The sequence below is a fragment of the bacterium genome, assembly GCA_041649255.1.
Classification (GTDB): domain Bacteria; phylum Hydrothermota; class UBA3073; order JACQXS01; family JAQTXJ01; genus JAQTXJ01.
Map to the genome: position 1 here is coordinate 80,302 of JBAZNK010000004.1, position 17,994 is coordinate 98,295.

Annotated in this window: 18 protein-coding genes; all 18 read left to right on the plus strand. The window is 37.7% G+C overall.

Annotation, left to right across the window (positions count from 1 at the left end):
• Window positions 1-18 precede the first annotated feature (18 nt).
• The 18 genes from WC614_04155 (at window position 19) to WC614_04240 (ending at window position 17,978) form a co-directional block, all read left to right on the plus strand.
• On the plus strand, window positions 19-810 hold the full coding sequence (locus WC614_04155) for a hypothetical protein (GenBank protein ID MFA5032193.1): 792 nt from the start codon (window positions 19-21) through the stop codon (window positions 808-810).
• Window positions 807-3,302, plus strand: a complete 2,496-nt coding sequence (locus WC614_04160) for a flagellar hook-length control protein FliK (GenBank protein MFA5032194.1) — start codon at window positions 807-809, stop codon at window positions 3,300-3,302. The genes WC614_04155 and WC614_04160 overlap by 4 nt, the downstream gene beginning before the upstream one ends.
• Before the next feature lie 52 nt (window positions 3,303-3,354).
• Entirely contained in the window at window positions 3,355-4,014 is a 660-nt protein-coding gene (locus tag WC614_04165) for a flagellar hook assembly protein FlgD (protein ID MFA5032195.1), read from the plus strand.
• A 15-nt stretch (window positions 4,015-4,029) separates the two neighbouring features.
• Window positions 4,030-4,443: a TIGR02530 family flagellar biosynthesis protein gene (locus tag WC614_04170; GenBank protein MFA5032196.1), complete on the plus strand. Its 414-nt coding sequence runs from the start codon at window positions 4,030-4,032 to the stop codon at window positions 4,441-4,443.
• Between the two features lie 119 nt (window positions 4,444-4,562).
• Entirely contained in the window at window positions 4,563-6,608 is a 2,046-nt protein-coding gene (locus WC614_04175) for a flagellar hook-basal body complex protein (protein MFA5032197.1), read from the plus strand.
• Between the two features lie 90 nt (window positions 6,609-6,698).
• Complete coding sequence (locus WC614_04180) at window positions 6,699-7,484, plus strand: MotA/TolQ/ExbB proton channel family protein (GenBank protein MFA5032198.1); 786 nt, start codon at window positions 6,699-6,701, stop codon at window positions 7,482-7,484.
• Between the two features lie 20 nt (window positions 7,485-7,504).
• Window positions 7,505-8,467 (plus strand): FliM/FliN family flagellar motor switch protein, encoded by a 963-nt coding sequence (locus WC614_04185; GenBank protein ID MFA5032199.1) that lies wholly within the window; start codon window positions 7,505-7,507, stop codon window positions 8,465-8,467.
• 4 nt (window positions 8,468-8,471) lie between these two features.
• Complete coding sequence (fliN, locus tag WC614_04190; GenBank protein ID MFA5032200.1) at window positions 8,472-8,861, plus strand: flagellar motor switch protein FliN; 390 nt, start codon at window positions 8,472-8,474, stop codon at window positions 8,859-8,861.
• A 25-nt stretch (window positions 8,862-8,886) separates the two neighbouring features.
• On the plus strand, window positions 8,887-9,453 hold the full coding sequence (gene fliO / locus WC614_04195) for a flagellar biosynthetic protein FliO (GenBank protein ID MFA5032201.1): 567 nt from the start codon (window positions 8,887-8,889) through the stop codon (window positions 9,451-9,453).
• Window positions 9,454-9,455: 2 nt separating this feature from the next.
• The gene (fliP, locus tag WC614_04200; GenBank protein MFA5032202.1) at window positions 9,456-10,220 is read left to right on the plus strand and encodes a flagellar type III secretion system pore protein FliP; all 765 of its coding nucleotides are present in this window, start codon (window positions 9,456-9,458) and stop codon (window positions 10,218-10,220) included.
• A 2-nt stretch (window positions 10,221-10,222) separates the two neighbouring features.
• On the plus strand, window positions 10,223-10,492 hold the full coding sequence (fliQ, locus tag WC614_04205) for a flagellar biosynthesis protein FliQ (GenBank protein MFA5032203.1): 270 nt from the start codon (window positions 10,223-10,225) through the stop codon (window positions 10,490-10,492).
• Window positions 10,493-10,494: 2 nt separating this feature from the next.
• Window positions 10,495-11,253: a flagellar biosynthetic protein FliR gene (fliR, locus tag WC614_04210; GenBank protein MFA5032204.1), complete on the plus strand. Its 759-nt coding sequence runs from the start codon at window positions 10,495-10,497 to the stop codon at window positions 11,251-11,253.
• Window positions 11,254-11,344: 91 nt separating this feature from the next.
• Window positions 11,345-12,430, plus strand: a complete 1,086-nt coding sequence (gene flhB, locus WC614_04215) for a flagellar biosynthesis protein FlhB (protein MFA5032205.1) — start codon at window positions 11,345-11,347, stop codon at window positions 12,428-12,430.
• Between the two features lie 41 nt (window positions 12,431-12,471).
• Window positions 12,472-14,544, plus strand: a complete 2,073-nt coding sequence (gene flhA, locus WC614_04220; GenBank protein MFA5032206.1) for a flagellar biosynthesis protein FlhA — start codon at window positions 12,472-12,474, stop codon at window positions 14,542-14,544.
• Entirely contained in the window at window positions 14,541-14,726 is a 186-nt protein-coding gene (locus WC614_04225) for a hypothetical protein (protein ID MFA5032207.1), read from the plus strand. The genes flhA and WC614_04225 overlap by 4 nt, the downstream gene beginning before the upstream one ends.
• Window positions 14,723-16,045: a DEAD/DEAH box helicase family protein gene (locus tag WC614_04230; GenBank protein ID MFA5032208.1), complete on the plus strand. Its 1,323-nt coding sequence runs from the start codon at window positions 14,723-14,725 to the stop codon at window positions 16,043-16,045. The genes WC614_04225 and WC614_04230 overlap by 4 nt, the downstream gene beginning before the upstream one ends.
• A complete protein-coding gene (locus tag WC614_04235) occupies window positions 16,042-17,232 on the plus strand; it encodes an AAA family ATPase (GenBank protein MFA5032209.1) in 1,191 nt (396 codons plus the stop codon). The genes WC614_04230 and WC614_04235 overlap by 4 nt, the downstream gene beginning before the upstream one ends.
• Before the next feature lie 5 nt (window positions 17,233-17,237).
• On the plus strand, window positions 17,238-17,978 hold the full coding sequence (locus tag WC614_04240) for a FliA/WhiG family RNA polymerase sigma factor (protein MFA5032210.1): 741 nt from the start codon (window positions 17,238-17,240) through the stop codon (window positions 17,976-17,978).
• Window positions 17,979-17,994: the final 16 nt, after the last annotated feature.

Consider the following 17,994-nt stretch of genomic DNA (forward strand, 5'->3'; position numbering starts at 1 on the left):
ACTAAAAAAAATATAATTATGGCTGACGAAGAACAAAAACAAGAGTTAACTAACTCTGAATCCACTGCTCCGGATAACAAGGCAGGGAAAAAAACAAAGCCTAAAAAAGGTGGGTTTTCGATTAAATTCCCTAAAAAAGCTTCGGGCGGTAAAAAAAATAAATCCAGAGACGAAAGAGATGATAGAGACAAGGAAAAGAAAACAGATGGGAAAGATGCTCCAAAAGAAGGGACCGGGAAAAAGCCCCCCAAAAAAATGTTATTATTAATAATTATAGGTGCCGCTGTTATTATTATTGCAGCAGCAGGATTTTTTGTCTTAAAACCGAAGCTCGCATCAAAAAAAAACATAGCAGAACAAGCAGATTCTTCAAAAGTTGCTTTGGCAGATACATTCAAAACCGATTCTTTACTTACAGATACATCTTCTTACAGTCTTTCTAATGCCGACACCAACAAATTAAATGCCGACTCTATTCTTGCTCAAGATGAAACAACTCAAAATTCTAATTCTTCACAACTTGATGTCGCTATAAAACAAGCGGAAGACAAGACAATACTCGAAAAACAATTATTAGAAACAAAACGTGTAAATGACAGCATCGTCAAAGAATCCGAACGTAAACTTACCAAGACTCTGGAATCTATGGAACCTGAGGGCATGAGCGCCATTATGGATAGTCTTGATGATAATACCGTTATTGATTTATTATCAAAAATGAAACCTAAGAATGTTTCCGAGATATTAAGCGTTATGAATCCGGGCAGGGCGGCTAAACTTATAAGAGACATTAACTCTAGAAACAAATGAATAATAATACTAATATAATTTCTAAAAACTGTCTACCTGTTTCAAAAGGGAAGACAAAAACTGCTTTACTTAAAAATACCCAATTTAACTCTCTTAATAATCTAAAAGGGGAAAAATATCAGGACAATAGAGCAAGTTTTAATGATGAACTATTTAAGGTCTTAACTGTTCCGGGTATGTCTTCCCTTAAAGAATCTTCGATGAAAATATCTACACCCAACAATACTACTTCTAACCGGTTGAATTCAAATTCTTCTTCCACCTCATTAAACAATACGGCAACCCGTCTTACATCCTCAACTGCCAAGGAGACAGAAACTACGAGCACCGCCAAGAATATTTCTACCAAGTTAAATACAAATTCAAATTCTTCTTCCACCTCATTAAACAATACAACAACCCGTCTTACATCCTCAACTGCCAAGGAGACAGGAACTACGAGCACCGCCAAGAATATTTCTACCAAGTTAAATACAAATTCAAATTCTTTTTCCACCTCATTAAACAATACAGCAACCCGTCTTACGTCCTCAACTGTCAAGGAGACAGGAACTACGAGCACCGCCAAGAAAGAGACTACGACATTGGGGATTGATAAATCGCCAAGCATATCTATTCCGGAAGCCTTGAAGACAAATAAACCGGATTCCAGTTCTCTCCCTACCTACGTCAGGCAGGCAGGGAATAATAACCCTATCGCTACACCTATTAATCTTTCCGAAACAAACAAACAAACAACTTCAGTATTTTTTAATAAAAATATAAAATTGACTGTCACAGCTGAACATCCTATATCATATGATAAAAACACCGCGAATCAAATTCAGTCACAGTCTAATTCTGACTTAGCAAGCAAAGTATCTGATAAGACAAACAAACAAACTGAACCAACAAGTAATAACACAATCCCGGGGCATCAAATTTCCGCTTCAAAAATAATTACAACAAGTACTTCTATACCTACCGGATTAAAAGCAGGTTCAAATTCTTCCCCATCTTCATATTTAAATGACGCCTCTACCGCAAAAGCACCGGTTACTTCTAAAACACTTTTTCTTAAGGAATCTACGACAGTACATCAGAAAACAGACAAAAACATAACAACTAAACTTTTATCCTTAAATGACAAAGAAACAGGGACTACGCCCACTACAAAGGTAGGGGCTACGACATTAGGAATTGATAAATCGCCGAGCATATCCATTTCGGAAGTCCTGAAGACAAATAAATCTGATGCTATCAATACCCGCCAAGACAGGATAAGGAATTTATCATCTACGATAAATTCTTCCCGCGTTAAGTTTGATAATTTATCAAGTTCCACGCCTATTAATATTTCCGACTTAAACAAGCAAATATCTACAGTATTTTCCAATAAAAATACTGCAAGTCAAATTCAGCCAGAATCTCGTTCTGACTTAGCAAATAAGGTATCTGACAAACCAAAAGAGAAAACAAAACCAATAAACAGTAAAGCAATTTCGGGTTCTGTTACAAGCGAACTTTCCGTTCAACCGCGTTCAGAGGAAATACCTGTCATTCGCCTCAAGCAAACCAACAGTACGGTATCTTCTTCGTCCATTTTTCCACCAAAGGCGGATGAGTCCATTCTTCCAACAATACTCCAAACAAAAGTCGAACAAGTAGCTCAAGGGAGGCTCAATATAAGACACTCTGCTCCGATAGAGAGAACTGATACCGGAACGGATAAAAAAATTAATACTGACAATAACTTATCTAAAAATATATTTATTAAAGAGCAGGTTATTCCATTATCTACGCCAAGACAAGATGTTTCATATTCAAAAACCTATTCAAATATGTTCAATACGAATGACAGGAATACGGATAACCTTAGCGTTCAAAAGCAATCACAGAAAACCGTTTCCAATGTATCTTTTAATACTGCCGGGTCAGAACCATTATCACCTAACAACGACGTAATTAATATTCTCCAGTCAAAGGAAAACGCATCTAAGACTGACATTACGCCTAAAAACACTTCTTTTACAGGGTCTTCTACCACTCAAACAATCTTTCAATCTAGTTTTCCCTTCATTTCAAATCATATTAAAACCTCTTTAACGACAACTAAAACAGGAGATTTGATAACAACTACTTTCAATCTCAAACCGGAGCATTTAGGCAAATTAAAAATAAGTTTAATTTCGCATAATAATTTTACTCAAGACAAAACTTCTATATCAGAGCTCAAACTTGTCGTTGATAACATTGCGACCAAACAATTATTAGAATCTAATATTTCACAACTTAAATCTGCTCTTCTTTCAGAAGGGGTTATGATTCAAGAATTTAATATTTCTCTTAATCAAGATGCGTCTGATAATGCACATCAATCTTTGCCAGGGTACAATCATTCAAAATTATCTACACTATCTTCCATCAAAGACGAGTCTAATTTTGATAGGAATGTAATTCCATCGGGTATTAACTTAGCTTATGAAAAAGGAAAAATTGATTTATTTATTTAAGTCCGGGTTCCGGGCTCCCGAACATTTTCGGGGAAATGAAGGAGGTGATTAAATGATAACGAATATACAGAGCCTTAATTACACAACTACTAGCGCTACAGCATCTACTGCTTCTACTGACATTACAGGTAAAGATGAATTTTTAAAACTTCTTACAACTCAACTCAAATACCAGGATCCTACTGCTCCTATGGATAACAAAGATTTTCTTGCACAGCTTGCACAGTTTTCGAGTTTAGAGCAACTTCTTAACGTCAACGGAAATCTTCAGGCAAATTTTCTTGCTCTCCAATCTCTAAACAATTCTTCCGCGACTGATTTTATCGGAAAAACCGTTAAGGCCACAGGTAATTCTGTTTCTCTTGTTGAAAACGCATCGGTTCCTATTAGTTATTCTCTTGCCGGGGCTGCTGAAGCAACAGTAAGTATTTACGATTCCAACGGAAATTTAGTCCGCACTTTAGATTCTGAATGGCAAAGTTCGGGTGACAATCAAATGTTATGGGATGGAAAAGATTCTTCGGGCAATGCTTTGGCGCCGGGGAAATATACTTTTTCGGTTTCAGCAAAGGATACTGATGATAATTCCGTAACAGCTACAGGATACCTCAGCGGTAAAATAACGGGAGTAAAGTTCGTCAACGGTAATCCTGTACTTATGATGGGTGACACAGAAATATCTTTTAGTGATATTTACGAGATAAATGGTTAATAAGGAGGTGATGAAATGGTAGATAAATTAACGGTAACTAATTCTGTTAATACAAAGAGACCAATCACACCCGTATCAGGTGGAATATCTGATAGTAAATCAGGGCAGATACAAGGGGCAGGTTCAACCAGTTTTGCCGAACTGTTAAGAGAAAAAGGGATTCAACTTTCAAATCATGCCAACACGAGAATACAGTCCAGAAATATTCCAACCAGCACAGAGAATGTTTCGAGACTGCAGTCTGCAATAGACAAAGCCAGTGCCAAGGGTGCAAAAGAATGCCTTGTTCTTATGGACAACACTGCATATTTGGTCGCTCTAAAACATTTGCCTGACGGGAAAGCAAGTCAGACAGTAGTTACTGTTATAAGTAAAGATGAGCTTCAACAGCGCATTTTTACTTCTATAGATTCGGTTGTAATTGCTTGAGGCCGGACCTTGCCATAGTGGCAAGGAAGCCTCTTTATGTCGCTGAATGACTGATGCGGCATACTTTCCGCCCGAAAGGCGGAAAGTCTCGCCAAGGCGGGACAAGGAGGAGGGGGAAAATGATAGGATCATTATATACAGGAGCGAGTGGGCTTAGAGCTCATCTCCTGAGACTTGACGTAGTTAGTAACAATCTTGCAAATGTTAACACAATTGGTTTTAAGGCAGGCAGAACGACTTTTGAAGAAGCTTTATCACGTTTCATATCTTCCGCTCGCAGGGCTGATGACGATATGGGAGGTATAAACCCGGCTCAAATCGGGACAGGTGTTAATGTTTCTTCTATTGATAATATCTTTACACAGGGGGGATTATCCTCTACGGGTGTAACTACTGACCTTGCTATACAGGGAAATGGATTTTTTACGGTAAAGGATAATTCCGGCGCAAATTATTATACAAGAGCCGGTATGTTCAGACTTGATTCTTTAGGACATTTAGTAACCCCGGATGGTCTCAGACTTCAGGGTAAAATGGCAGACAGCGAAGGGACTATCGCATCCGGAACAAGCATAGAAGACCTGATACTTCCACTCGGTGTAAAAGTTCCTGCAAAAGCAACGACAGAAGCGAAATTTACTTGCAACCTTAATATGGCAGAGAATCCATTAGAGACAATTCTAAATTCACAAAGAATGTTGGGAGATGCTATATCCACAGACGCATTAAGTGGACTCACTGACGGTTCAGGTTCAAGAATGACTTTAGACGCCAATGATAACGTAACATTCACAGTCGGGGCATCATCGACCATTTTATCTTATGACATAAGCAGTGACGGAGCAGCTTCAGACAACAAGTTTCATACATTAGCCGGGCTTGCGGCAGAACTACAAAGCTTTGTGACAGGGTTAGCGGGACACGCTGCAGATACCGTAACAGTGGTTGCTGGGACAGGAGCCGGGGCACAAACCCAGATAAGATGGGCCAATAGCGCCGGAGCAACAGCTACGTTTGATTCTAATAATGCAGTATTAAAGGATATGTTTTCTTCATATAGCGGAACAGTATTAGCCGGGAATATAGATTCGGATAATTTCTTACATAACGCAACCGGTGCGGACAGACTTGAGGACTTATATTCGTCATCAGGGACAAATTTAGGGTTAACAGCCGGTGACACTTTGATATTTTCAGGAACAAATGGAACTAGCGCAGTAAATACGACACATGCGATGATTGCAGCAGATACCTTAGATACTTTATGCGGTTGGTTAGAGACAGATTTTTCAATAGCAACCGGGGAAGCAAAAATGGATTCTGACGGCAAACTTGTAATTGAAGGAGATAAAGGGACAGCCAATGCATTAACAGCATCCATCACAGAAGCAGGTAATACGATATTTAACGGTTCAATGGGACTCGCGGAATCGCAAGCAGCGACAGACATAACACATTCAACATCATTCTCGGTTTATGATTCACTTGGCGTAACTCACACGGTAACAGTAAAGTTCCAGAAAGATGAAATAACATCAAATTTATGGCATTGGACTACAACTCTTGATAGAGGAACAATATTAAACGGAGGAAGCGGGGATGTAAGTTTCAATAGCGATGGCAGTTTAGCATCTTTTGGATATACAGGAGGCGTAAGTGCGTTTTCGTTCGATCCTGAAGATGGTGCTACAAATCCGGTAAATATTGATTTTAATGCAGGTACAATAAATGCATTCGACGGGATAACTCAGTTATCAGGGGCAACTACAACAATTATGTCTCACCAGAACGGTTATGCAATGGGAAGATTGTCAACCATAGCAGTAAATGGTAACGGAGAAATTACAGGTAGTTTCACAAATGGTATAACGAGAACATTAGCTGAGGTATCGCTTGCAACATTCACTAATCCTGCCGGATTAAAGAAAGCGGGTAATTCGTTATGGCAGGAGGATGTAAACTCAGGGACAGCAGTTCTTGGAAAAGCAGGAACAACTTTACCTGATACAAGCATATCCGCAGGATATCTTGAGCAATCCAATGTAGACATGGCAAATGAATTTATAGAAATGATTATCGCACAGAGGGGATTCCAAGCAAATTCAAAAACCATAGCATTGGGAGACCAAATGCTGGCAGAATTAGCGGCATTAAAACGAATATAGGAATAAGTAGAGAGCAGTAAGTTAAGGTAGAGAGTTAATTATTCCGCTTCAGGCGGATAAGAGTTAAGTCCGTCTGAAGCGGATAAGAATATGGATATAACAACGATTGCAGGCGTAGCGATAGGGTTTTACCTATTATTCACTGCTATATTGCAGGGAGGATCGGCCAAAATTTTTATTGATATTCCTGCAATAATGATTACCGGAGGCGGTACACTTGCAGCCGTGCTTATTAATTACCAATTTACGGATGTTATCAGGATACTCAAAGTTACTGCAAAAGCTTTTATACATAAACCTATTGCACCCGTAAAAACAATTAATCTTTTATTAGAGATGAGTAAAAAAGCTCGTAGAGACGGGTTTATTGCACTTGAAGAAGATTTAAAAAAAGTTGAAGATAAATTTTTAAGGGTTGCCCTCAGGTGTGTAGTTGACGGCAGCCCGCTTGACAGGACTCAGAAACTATTAGAAACAGAAGTAGAGAATTTAGAGTTAAGACATAGCAAAGGGATAGGAATATTTAAAGCCGGGGGGAAATTTGCGCCGGCTTTTGGGTTACTTGGAACGTTAATCGGGCTGGTTCAAATTGGACGAGTCGTAAACGAGCCATCTGCAATTGTTTCAAGCATAGCAGTAGCATTTGTGTCGACTTTTTACGGAGTAATACTTTCGAATTTAATTTTTCTCCCCATAGCAGGTAAATTAGATGGATTAACGCAAGAGGAGACATTAGAGAAGAGGCTTATAATAGAAGGAATTCTATCAATACAGTCCGGAGAACCGACACTTGTAATAGAAGACCAATTAATAGCATTTTTGCCTCCGGAAGAAAGAGAAAAAAGAATAAAAATAAAAATGGAAGAGGAAGAGTAAAGAAGGCAGGCACGTAAAAAATGGAAGAAAGAATATTGTCTCAGGAAGAAATTTCCACTTTGTTAAAAACCGTTCCTAAAAGTAATGAAGATACTCCTTCTAAAGAAAAAAAGATAGAAGAATACGACATCAAGAGATATGTAGGAATTACAAGGGAACATTTCCCGATATTTAAAGAAATTAATGAATATTTCGACTTTCTTTTTGAACAATCGGTTGCCACGAGAACGGGAAACTTCATCAATATGATAACTTCTGAGCCGGAAATCAGCACTCTTGGTGAATTCATTTCTTCGGCATCCAATCCCACTTATATCATTATGTTCAAACTTGACCCTGCGGTTGGCGATGTGTATATGGATATTTCGCCTTCGTTTGTACACTCGCTTGTAGATATGGAATTTGGAGGAACCGGCAGAATCAATAAAAATCCACCTGACATCACCATAATTGAACGTGCAGCTATGCCTAAAATTGCCAGAGCATTACTTGGTGAACTTGAAAAAGCATGGGGAAAATATGTTGCAGTATCTTCAAAAATAGTATCCCAGCAAACCAATCCATTAACTATAGCTCCACCGGAATCTGTAGTTCCAATTCTCAGTATTTCTTTTACCTTAACAATTGACGATATTCCTATGTCTCTACGAATTGCTTATTCTTCGGAAATCGCAAGGGCTCTTGCTGCCGAGGTTATAACTCACGAGCGTGTAACGAGAAAAACAGCCAATGCTGAGCTCCAGGAAAAAATCAAGCAGATATTAATGCATGCAAGAGTAAATGTTTATGCTGAGCTTGGACGTTCAGGCATTTTTGTTTCTGATTTATTAGAATTGAAAGCAGGTGATATAATCCCTTTAAACCTTCATACAGACAGTGAAATAATTGTTTACGTGGAAGATAAAAAGAAGTGGTTTGCCAAAGCAGGCGTTTATAAAATGAGAATGGCATCTAAAATTACGCGTCCATACAAAAGGAGGTAAAAAAATGTGTCCAAAAGAAGATAATGTTCAGGAAGATAAACTTGCCGTATCGCCGGAAAAGAAAGTAACTGCGAAAAAGGCAAAGTTTGAAGAAGTTACCCCTGAAGAGAATATGCCCCCCAAAGTATCTAACATTGAGGGCATTTTAGACGTTCCGATGGAAGTTTCCGTAAGACTTGGGAAAACAACTCTTTCCATACAGGAACTTTTGAATACCGGGCCCGGTTCAATTGTAGAACTGGATAGTATTGCTGGTGGAACAGTAGATATTCTTATTAACAACAGAATATTCGCCAGGGGTGAAATTATAGTTATTGAAGAAAGATTTGGAGTTCGTATAACAGCTCTTATAAACCCGGAAGAAAGAATTCAACAATTGGGAAAACAAGCATGATAAAAACGAGAAGTGAGAGAAAAAGATGAATAACTTAATATTTTTTTTATTAAACCAGTCCGCCTCAGGCGGAACTGACAGGCAAATGATAAGCGATTCTTCTGCTGCACCCGTATATAAAACTTTACTTGTCCCGACAAATGCAGCAGGTTCATTTTCCAGCATGATTTTTAGAGCCATTGGGAGTCTTATTGTTGTAATTGCCATAATGTTTGTAATTATATGGCTTCTGCGTAAATTTTCCAGCAAAAATGGATTATTGGGAAAAAGTGGGGGCGAAAAAATTATTAATGTAATTGCTAAATCCGCACTTAACTCAAAGCAGGCTATTTATGTAGTTGAGGTTCCGGAACGGATACTTATATTAGGAGTAAGCGGCGACAATATAAATATATTATCAGAAATAAAAGAGCCCTCTACAATAAAATCTCTTAAAGAAGGCTCAAAAGAAGGTATATTTGCCCAATACTTAAAGGGATTTACTTTAAGAGGCAGATCCGCTCCCAATGTGAAAAACAATGCATCGCAGTTGACCGATAAAGAGGCAACATCAGACAGAAGGGATAAACGTGGGTCCGGGTTATTGGGATAAAAATGAAGAAACTACTATTAAAAATACAGAACAAGATTCTTTCCTATCCTCATTATCCGTATATATTAACACCTGTTTTATTTATTTTTTTACTGTTCATAGCACAACCGCTTTTAGCGGCGAAAACGGTTAGTTTTGATACGCTAACTCCACCAATACAAATTGCGATAGCATTAACGCTTATCCCGTTGATTCCTTTTTTACTTTTAACACTCACTTCTTTCACTCGCATAATCATTGTTTTTTCAATGCTTAGAAACGCATTAACGACTCGTTCAGTTCCTCCGAACCAGGTATTAATAGCGCTTGCATTATTTATGACTTTTTACATAATGAGACCTACTTTTGAAACAATATATAACGATGCGATTAGTCCTTATATTAACAAAGACATCTCTTCGAAAGAAGCAATAGAGAAAGGTATCGCACCTCTCCGCACTTTTATGTTAAAGCAGGTGAGGGAAGAGGATTTAGCTTTATTCGTTCATTTTTCGGAAGGGAAGAAGCCAACAACCGTAGCCGAAATTCCATTTACTACAATTATGCCGGCTTTTATTACTTCCGAATTAAGAATTTCATTTGAAATGGGATTTTTAATATACTTACCTTTTTTAATCATAGATTTAGTTTTAGCATCAATATTATTATCTATGGGGATGTTTATGGTTCCGCCTATGATGATTTCAGCACCTTTAAAATTATTATTATTCATTCTTGTTAACGGTTGGGATTTAATCGTAAAATCTTTAATTACGAGTTTTAGATAACTATGGATCAAGGAATGGCAATTTCTATTTTTAAGGATACTTTAATAACAACGCTTGTTTTATCTTTACCAATGTTGCTTGCAGGATTGGTAATAGGCGTTCTTATATCTATTTTTCAGGCTGTTACTGCAATAAAAGAAATGACATTATCTTTTGTACCTAAGATTCTGGCAGTGGGCGCCGTAATGTATTTTACTTTACCGTGGATGCTAACAAAGATGGTAGAATTTACAGCAAGAATGTTTGCCCAGATGGAACATCTAGTTAAATAACTATGATACTAGAGCTAACTCTTATGAAAGGCATTTTTATATTTTTCAGGACTCTTGGAGTTATTATTACTTCTCCTATTCTTGGCGATAGGGGTTTTCCTGCCACTGCAAAAATAGCGCTTGCCCTATCAATTGCTTTTTTACTTACGCCGGTTCTCAATATAGAAGTGCCGAATCCTGATTCTATTATTACATTAATTCTTATTATCTCAAGAGAAATATTAATAGGCGTAGCTATTGGTTCGGTAGTACTTTTCATTTTTATGGGCGTGCAATTAGCAGGTTCCATTATGGGTTTCCAGATGGGAATGTGGTTAGCCGAAATGGTTGATCCTACTTTTGGGATAGAGATACCTGTTATTGCTCAATTTAATTATTTATTTGCCATTATGATTTTTATTTGTGTAAACGGGCATCTTATCGTTTTAAACGCGGTAAGGCAAACTTTCAAATTGCTACCTCTCGGGACTTTTTCGTTAAGCAATTCTTTTATGGAACAATTTGTTGCGACGGGAAGCAGCATTTTTAGAGTAGGTTTTGAAATAGGGGCACCGATTATTGGTGTTTTGTTATTAATCTCTATTGCCCTTGGTCTTATTTCCCGTGCTATTCCTGAATTTGACGTTCTTATGGCTTCAATTCCACTTACCATTGGCGTCGGGTTATGGCTTATGGCAGCATCTCTACCTTACATAGCCGTAACCGTTATAAAGATGATTAATAAATTAGAACCAACCATATATAATCTATTCAGACCTTAAAATATGAAAAGCATAACGATTAATAAAGAGTCCGGAGTTAAATATTGGACAAACAATTATCCCGTCAGGACGGGAATGAAGGAAACAAATTATGGACGAAGATAGGACACTGCCGGCGACCGGGATGCGTCGCGGGAAAGAAAGACAAAAAGGAAATGTCCCCAGAAGCTCAGAAGCGAGTACTGTTTTGCTTTTAATAGTTAGCTTATTTTTATTTCCTGTTATTGGAGGAAAACTTGCAGGTGGTATTACTAACATAACGAAATATTTTTTCGGTAGTGGGATGCTTATGTCTATCAATGAAAAAACTACTTTATCTATAATTGCTTTTTCCATTAAGAATTTATTACCTTTCCTTATTCCTTTTTTTGCCATTCTTATTGTCGTTGATATCCTTGGTTCTATTATTCTTGGTGGATGGGTATATGCACCTGAAGCGCTTGCTGTTAAGTGGGGAGCCATAAATCCAGCACAGGGAGCCAAAAACTTATTTAGCCCAAGTGCTTACTTTACTTTACTTAAGTCTCTGTTAAAATTAACTCTCATTGGAACCGTTATTTTTGTTGGGATAAAAGGAATCATAGCTCCAATGTTAGCGCTTACTAATTCTTCTGCTGAAGCCCAGTCAAGTTTTTTAGTTGCAACTATATTCAAGTTACTTCTTAATACTATTCTTGTATTTTTAGTTATCGCAGTATCAGATTATATTTTCCAGAAATGGACTTATGAAAAAAGTATACGGATGACTTCCCAGGAAGTAAAAGAGGAGACAAGACAAACAGAAGGGCCTCCTGAGATCAGAAGCAGGATTAGAGCAAAGCAACGAGAGTTATCAAGACGAAGAATGATGCGAGAGGTTCCAAAGGCAACCGTTATTATAACAAACCCAACAGAACTTGCCATTGCCATAAGATATGAACAGCCTAAAGATTCGGCACCGGTTATAGTTGCAAAAGGAGGCGGAGATGTAGCCAAGAAAATCAGAGAAATTGCAAACAAACATAACATTCCTATTGTTGAAAACAAGCCTCTTGCGAGGTTATTATTTACTACCTGTGATATAGACGATCAAATTCCGGTTAAATTATACCAGGCAGTTGCTGAAATTATAGCTTATGTCTACAAATTAAAAAATGTAACATCCCGCTATGGCGGTGATAAAATCAGTGCATCTTAGGCAAATAAATATGATTATAAGAGGAAATTTATAAATAAGTTATGAATAATCTTTTTACAGAAAGACTTGCAAGACAAGGGACAATTATAGTTGCGGTTGGTGTTCTTAGTATTATAGCCATTCTTATCGTCCCGCTTCCCACGCCTATTATTGACATTTTCATAATCTTCAACATTGCTTTTTCTCTTTTGCTTATCGTATCAACTATGTATATCCATAAGCCTCTGGACATTGCTTCCTTCCCTTCTATTTTACTTCTCACCACACTTTTAAGGCTTGGTTTAAACGTGGCAGTTACCCGTTCTATTCTTTTGAAAGCAGATGGAGGCAAGGTTATATATGCTTTCGGAAATTTCGTTGTAGGAGGAAATTATATCGTCGGGGTAGTAATTTTTATCATTATAATCATTATTCAATTTATCGTAATTACACAAGGCGCCACAAGAATCGCTGAAGTTGCAGCAAGATTCACATTAGACGGTATGCCCGGGAAGCAAATGGCTATAGATGCAGATCTGAATACCGGTTTAATTACCGAAGCCGAAGCAAAAGATAGAAGGCTTGAGATCCGCAGGGAAACCGACTTTTACGGAGCTATGGACGGAGCATCAAAATTTATTAGAGGAGATGCCGTTGCAGGTTTACTCATTACGGCAATTAACATTATAGGTGGTTTATGTATAGGGGTATTTCAAAGACATATGCCTGCTCAATCAGCCCTCTCCATTTATACTATTCTTACTATCGGGGATGGACTTGTTGCTCAAATACCTGCTATTATAATCGCGACTGCATCGGGTATTCTTGTAACAAGAATGGCATCCGAATCTGATCTTGGCAGGGATATAATTTCTCAAATGCTTGTTAATTCCAAAGTTTTATTTATTGTATCGGGGGCTTTATTTGTTTGTGCGATTGTGCCCGGTTTTCCTTTTTTCCCATTCTTTCTCCTCTCCGCTCTTATTGGCGGAATTGGTTATTTAATTAAAAGAAGTACAAGTGCAGATGCACCAATAAAACCAACACCATCAACCGGTGGAGCAGAAGAAGTAGAAGACTGGAACAAAACATTACGAATTGACCCGATTGAAATAGAGCTTGGTTATGGCAATATTGATCTTGTTAATAAAGAAAAGGGAGGGGATTTACTTGACAGGGTTGGTCTTTTACGGAAAAGAATCGCCTCTGAACTGGGGTTTGTCGTTCCTCCTGTACGTATTAGAGACAATCTTGAACTTCAACCCGAAGAATATGTCATTAAAGTAAAAGGAACTGAAATTGCCAAAGGCAAGGTATTTTTACAAGGCTTGCTTGCAATGAACCCGGGTTCTGCGAAACAGAAATTAGATGAGGACGAAACAACAGAGCCGGTATTTAATTTGCCCGCTTACTGGATTACACGGAAGGAAAGGAACAGGGCTGAAGCACTGGGATACACGATAGTTGAACCTTCGGTTGTAGTTACAACACATCTCCAGGAAACCATAAAATCATACGCCAACGAGCTTCTTGGCAGACAGGAAACTCAAGTAATCATTGACCGGGCAAAAGAAACACATCCGGCAGTTGTAAATGAACTTATTCCTAACATTATGAAAATCGGCGATATCCAGAAAGTCTTACAAAATCTACTTGCGGAAAGGATATCTATCCGTGACACAGTTACGATTTTAGAGGCGCTTGCAGATTATGCTCCGGTGACTAAAGATATTGACCAGCTCACCGAATTTACCCGTCAAGCACTCAAACGCAATATTTCTCAACAATATAAAGACGCCAACGGCAAAATCAATTGTGTTTCAATAGAGCCCAGATTTGAGCAACTTATCTTAGATTCAATAGAAAAGAACCACACGGATTCAGGTTTTTCCATAGAGCCAAAGCTTGCCCAATCATTATTTATTGAAATATCGAAATGGATAGAGAAGCTTGCTTTACAAAACTACCAGCCAATAATTATCTCTTCACCAAGATTACGGAATTATTTAAGAAAACTTATAACGCCTATTTTTCCAAATCTCGTGGTTTTATCTTTCTCTGAGCTTGATTCGAGAATCCCGATAAACTCATTAGGAGAAATTAAATCCGCTTTAAGCGGAGAGGTGACAGCTTGAAAAAACATAAGGCAAAAAGTATTAAAGAGACAAGAGGAGATTTGATAAGAAACTCTAAAAAACAGACAAGAGCTTCTACACCAAATCTCGTGGTTTTATCTTTCTCTGAGCTTGATTCGAGAATCCCGATAAACTCATTAGGAGAAATTAAATCCGCTTTAAGCGGAGAGGTGACAGCTTGAACATAAAAAAATATAGAGCAAACAGTATTAAAGAAGGAATTGAAATGGTCAAACAAGACCTTGGTCCGGATGCAGTTATACTTGCCACAAACAGAATAGATGACACGGAAGAGATAGAAATGCTTGCGGCTACAGATTTACCCGGAACAAAAACAGATACGAGCAACTCAGGAAAAAACACATATATAACCGGGCAAGATAATCCCAACGGAACATCCCGTTCCAACGGTGATTACGCACTTAATACTGACACTCCTTCAAAATTTGCAGGTTCTTCACCTGATTATGGAACATCCCGCTATAACGGGAATCGTCAGGCTGGGAAAAACGTACCTGACAGCGGGCAGTTATCTAACGTTGAGTCCCAATTATCCGAGCTTAAGAGTCAAATCCATTTATTTGGGAAGCAAGTATCAGACTTGTCTTCTCTTATCCAATGTTCTGAGACTGTAAATTTCCCACCCCTCTTTAATAAATTAGTTGGTTCAGGCATTCAAGCAGACACCGCCTCAATTATTACCAATTTAATTAACAGCAAGCTAATTATCGACAAGACAGGGGGGATTTCTTCCTCCGAAGAAAACATTAAAACATTCCTTTCGTCTTTAATTTCTACTTCTCCTATATCCATAAAGCCTGTTTCAGATTCCCTTTCTACCGAGCAAAACAAACAAGGGCAAACGTCTGCACCATCACAGTCAATACCAAAGAGAGACATTCCTTATTTGATAGCATTTATTGGTCCAACCGGAACAGGGAAGACAACAACGATAGCAAAAATTGCAAGTAATTTTGCCATATATGACAAGTTGAAAGTTGCTTTAATTACTATTGATACATATAGACTTGCGGCAGTTGAGCAGCTTAATACTTTTGCTAAAATAGTAGACATTCCTATAGACGTGGTTTTTTCGGCTATGGATTTTCCGAATTCTTTGGAAAAGTTCAAAGATATGGACGTTATTTTTATAGACACAGCCGGGAGCAGTCAAAAGAACGAAAAATACATATCCGAACTTTGTACATTTTTCAATCTTATAAATCCGGATGAAATACATCTTGTTATATCGCTTACTACAAAGGCCAAGGACATTGCAGACATTATAAAAAACTACGATATTTTGTGCCCGGGTAAAATAGTTTTTACAAAATTAGACGAGACTTCGTCTTTCGGCACATTATTAGAATCGCCTTTTTTATCCAAAAAACCAATTTCATATCTAACGACAGGACAATCGATACCAGACGATATAGAACTCGCAAACAGTTCAAAGATTATATCTCATATCTGGGAATTAAAGGAAAGGTGGGAAAAATGACGGATCAGGCAAGCAAATTAAGGGAAATTGTAAACGGACCTAAAATCATTGGGTTCACGTCAGGCAAAGGAGGAGTAGGTAAAACAAATATTGCCGTAAACATAGCAGTTTGCCTTGCCAATGAAGGGCTCAACATATTATTGCTTGATGCCGACTTATCGCTTGCAAACGTAGATTTATTATTTGGGATATCCCCGGCATTTAACATAAAAGACGTAATTTTAGGAAATAAAGAGTTAAAGGACATAATAGTAAATGGTCCTTGTAATTTAAAAATAATACCTGCGGCAAGCGGTATAGAAGAGCTTGCCGATTTAGACAGCGAAAAGAGCAATAAATTCATAAAAACATTTACGGAATTAGAAAACGAATTTGATTTTATATTCATAGATACAGCCGCAGGGATATCTAAAAACGTAAGAGATTTCCTTTTAGTTTCGGATGAAGTCGTAATTATAACCACTCCGGAATTAACTTCACTTGCGGATGCTTATGCGACCATAAAAGTTGTAACTATGAACAAAAATGCGCCCAGTATAAAAATAATCGTAAACAGGGTAAAAAGCGAAAAGCAGGCAACTGATACGGTAGAGAGAATAGGGCTTTTAACATCTAAATTTTTGAAACTTGAGATAGAAAATTTTGGATTCGTATATGAAGATCCTGCAGTCGGACAAGCCGTAGAATCCCAAAGTCCTTTTATAACGTCCAAGCCATATTCCAGAGCATCAGTGTGCATTAAAAAGATTGCAAACGGGATAAAAGCATTAAAAAACAGACAGGAAGGAGCAAAAAGTTTATTTGAAAGAATATCTGATGTTTCTTCTTCGTTTGACGAGCAGGAAGAAGACAGAGCTACCCCAAAGTCATCATCAGGACAGGCAAAAAAAATCAGCAAAAAAGAACTTGCTTCTACAATATCCGCTTCTTTAGACCTATCTAAAAAAAAAAGTATTGAGATAATAGAAAAAATCCTCTTGACTATTACAGATACTCTTGGTAAGGATGAAGAAGTTAGAATACAGGGTTTTGGTTTATTTAGGAATAAGGTAAGGAAAGGGCGAAAGTATTATATACCCGGATTAAAGGGCTCTATGGAGATAAAAGAGAGTAAAATTCCACAATTTCGACCTTCCAACATTCTTATAAATAAAATCCAGAGCGATATTCCTGTTAAGATAGATTGAAGCAAATGCCGAAACACAACAACGCTATTTCTCAATATAAGGCGACTCAAAGCCCTAAGGCCAAAGAAGAGGAAATAAAAAAATGGATTCCTTTTGTTCGCTGGATAGCAAACAGGTTTGCCTTATATATACCAACTGTCATAGAAATGGAAGATGTGATATCCCAGGGTATAATAGGATTAATCAAAGCTATAGACAGTTTTGATCCGGAAAGAGGAGTAGCATTCAAAACTTATGCTTTTCATCGAATAAGAGGAGCAATACTTGATGGGTTTAGGGCTTTAGACTGGAAATCCGCGGGCACAGAAGAAAAAATAAGGACTCTTGAAATCACATATGCAAAGTTATCTGAAAAATTACACAGGATGCCAACAGAAGATGAAGTAGCGGCTGCGCTTGGAATAACAAAAGAGAAGTTTTATAAATTATTAGAAGAAACGAGAACGCCTCAATTGATTAGTTTGGATTTATCCCAGGATGAAGACGGGACAAGTTCCGAAGAGTCCATTGCAAGTAAAGAACCTGGATTATTTTCCATTATTCAGGAAGAAGAAAGAAAGGAAAATCTACTTAAAATGATAAACGAGCTACCTGAGAAGTCCCGACTATTAATAACTCTTTATTATTATGAAGATTTAACTTACAAAGAAATCGCCAAAACGCTGGATTTATCGGAATCACGAGTATGTCAGTTACATACAGAAATTATTTTATACTTTAAAAAAGTGCTAAAAAAAGTTCTTTAAGGAAACGAAAATAAAT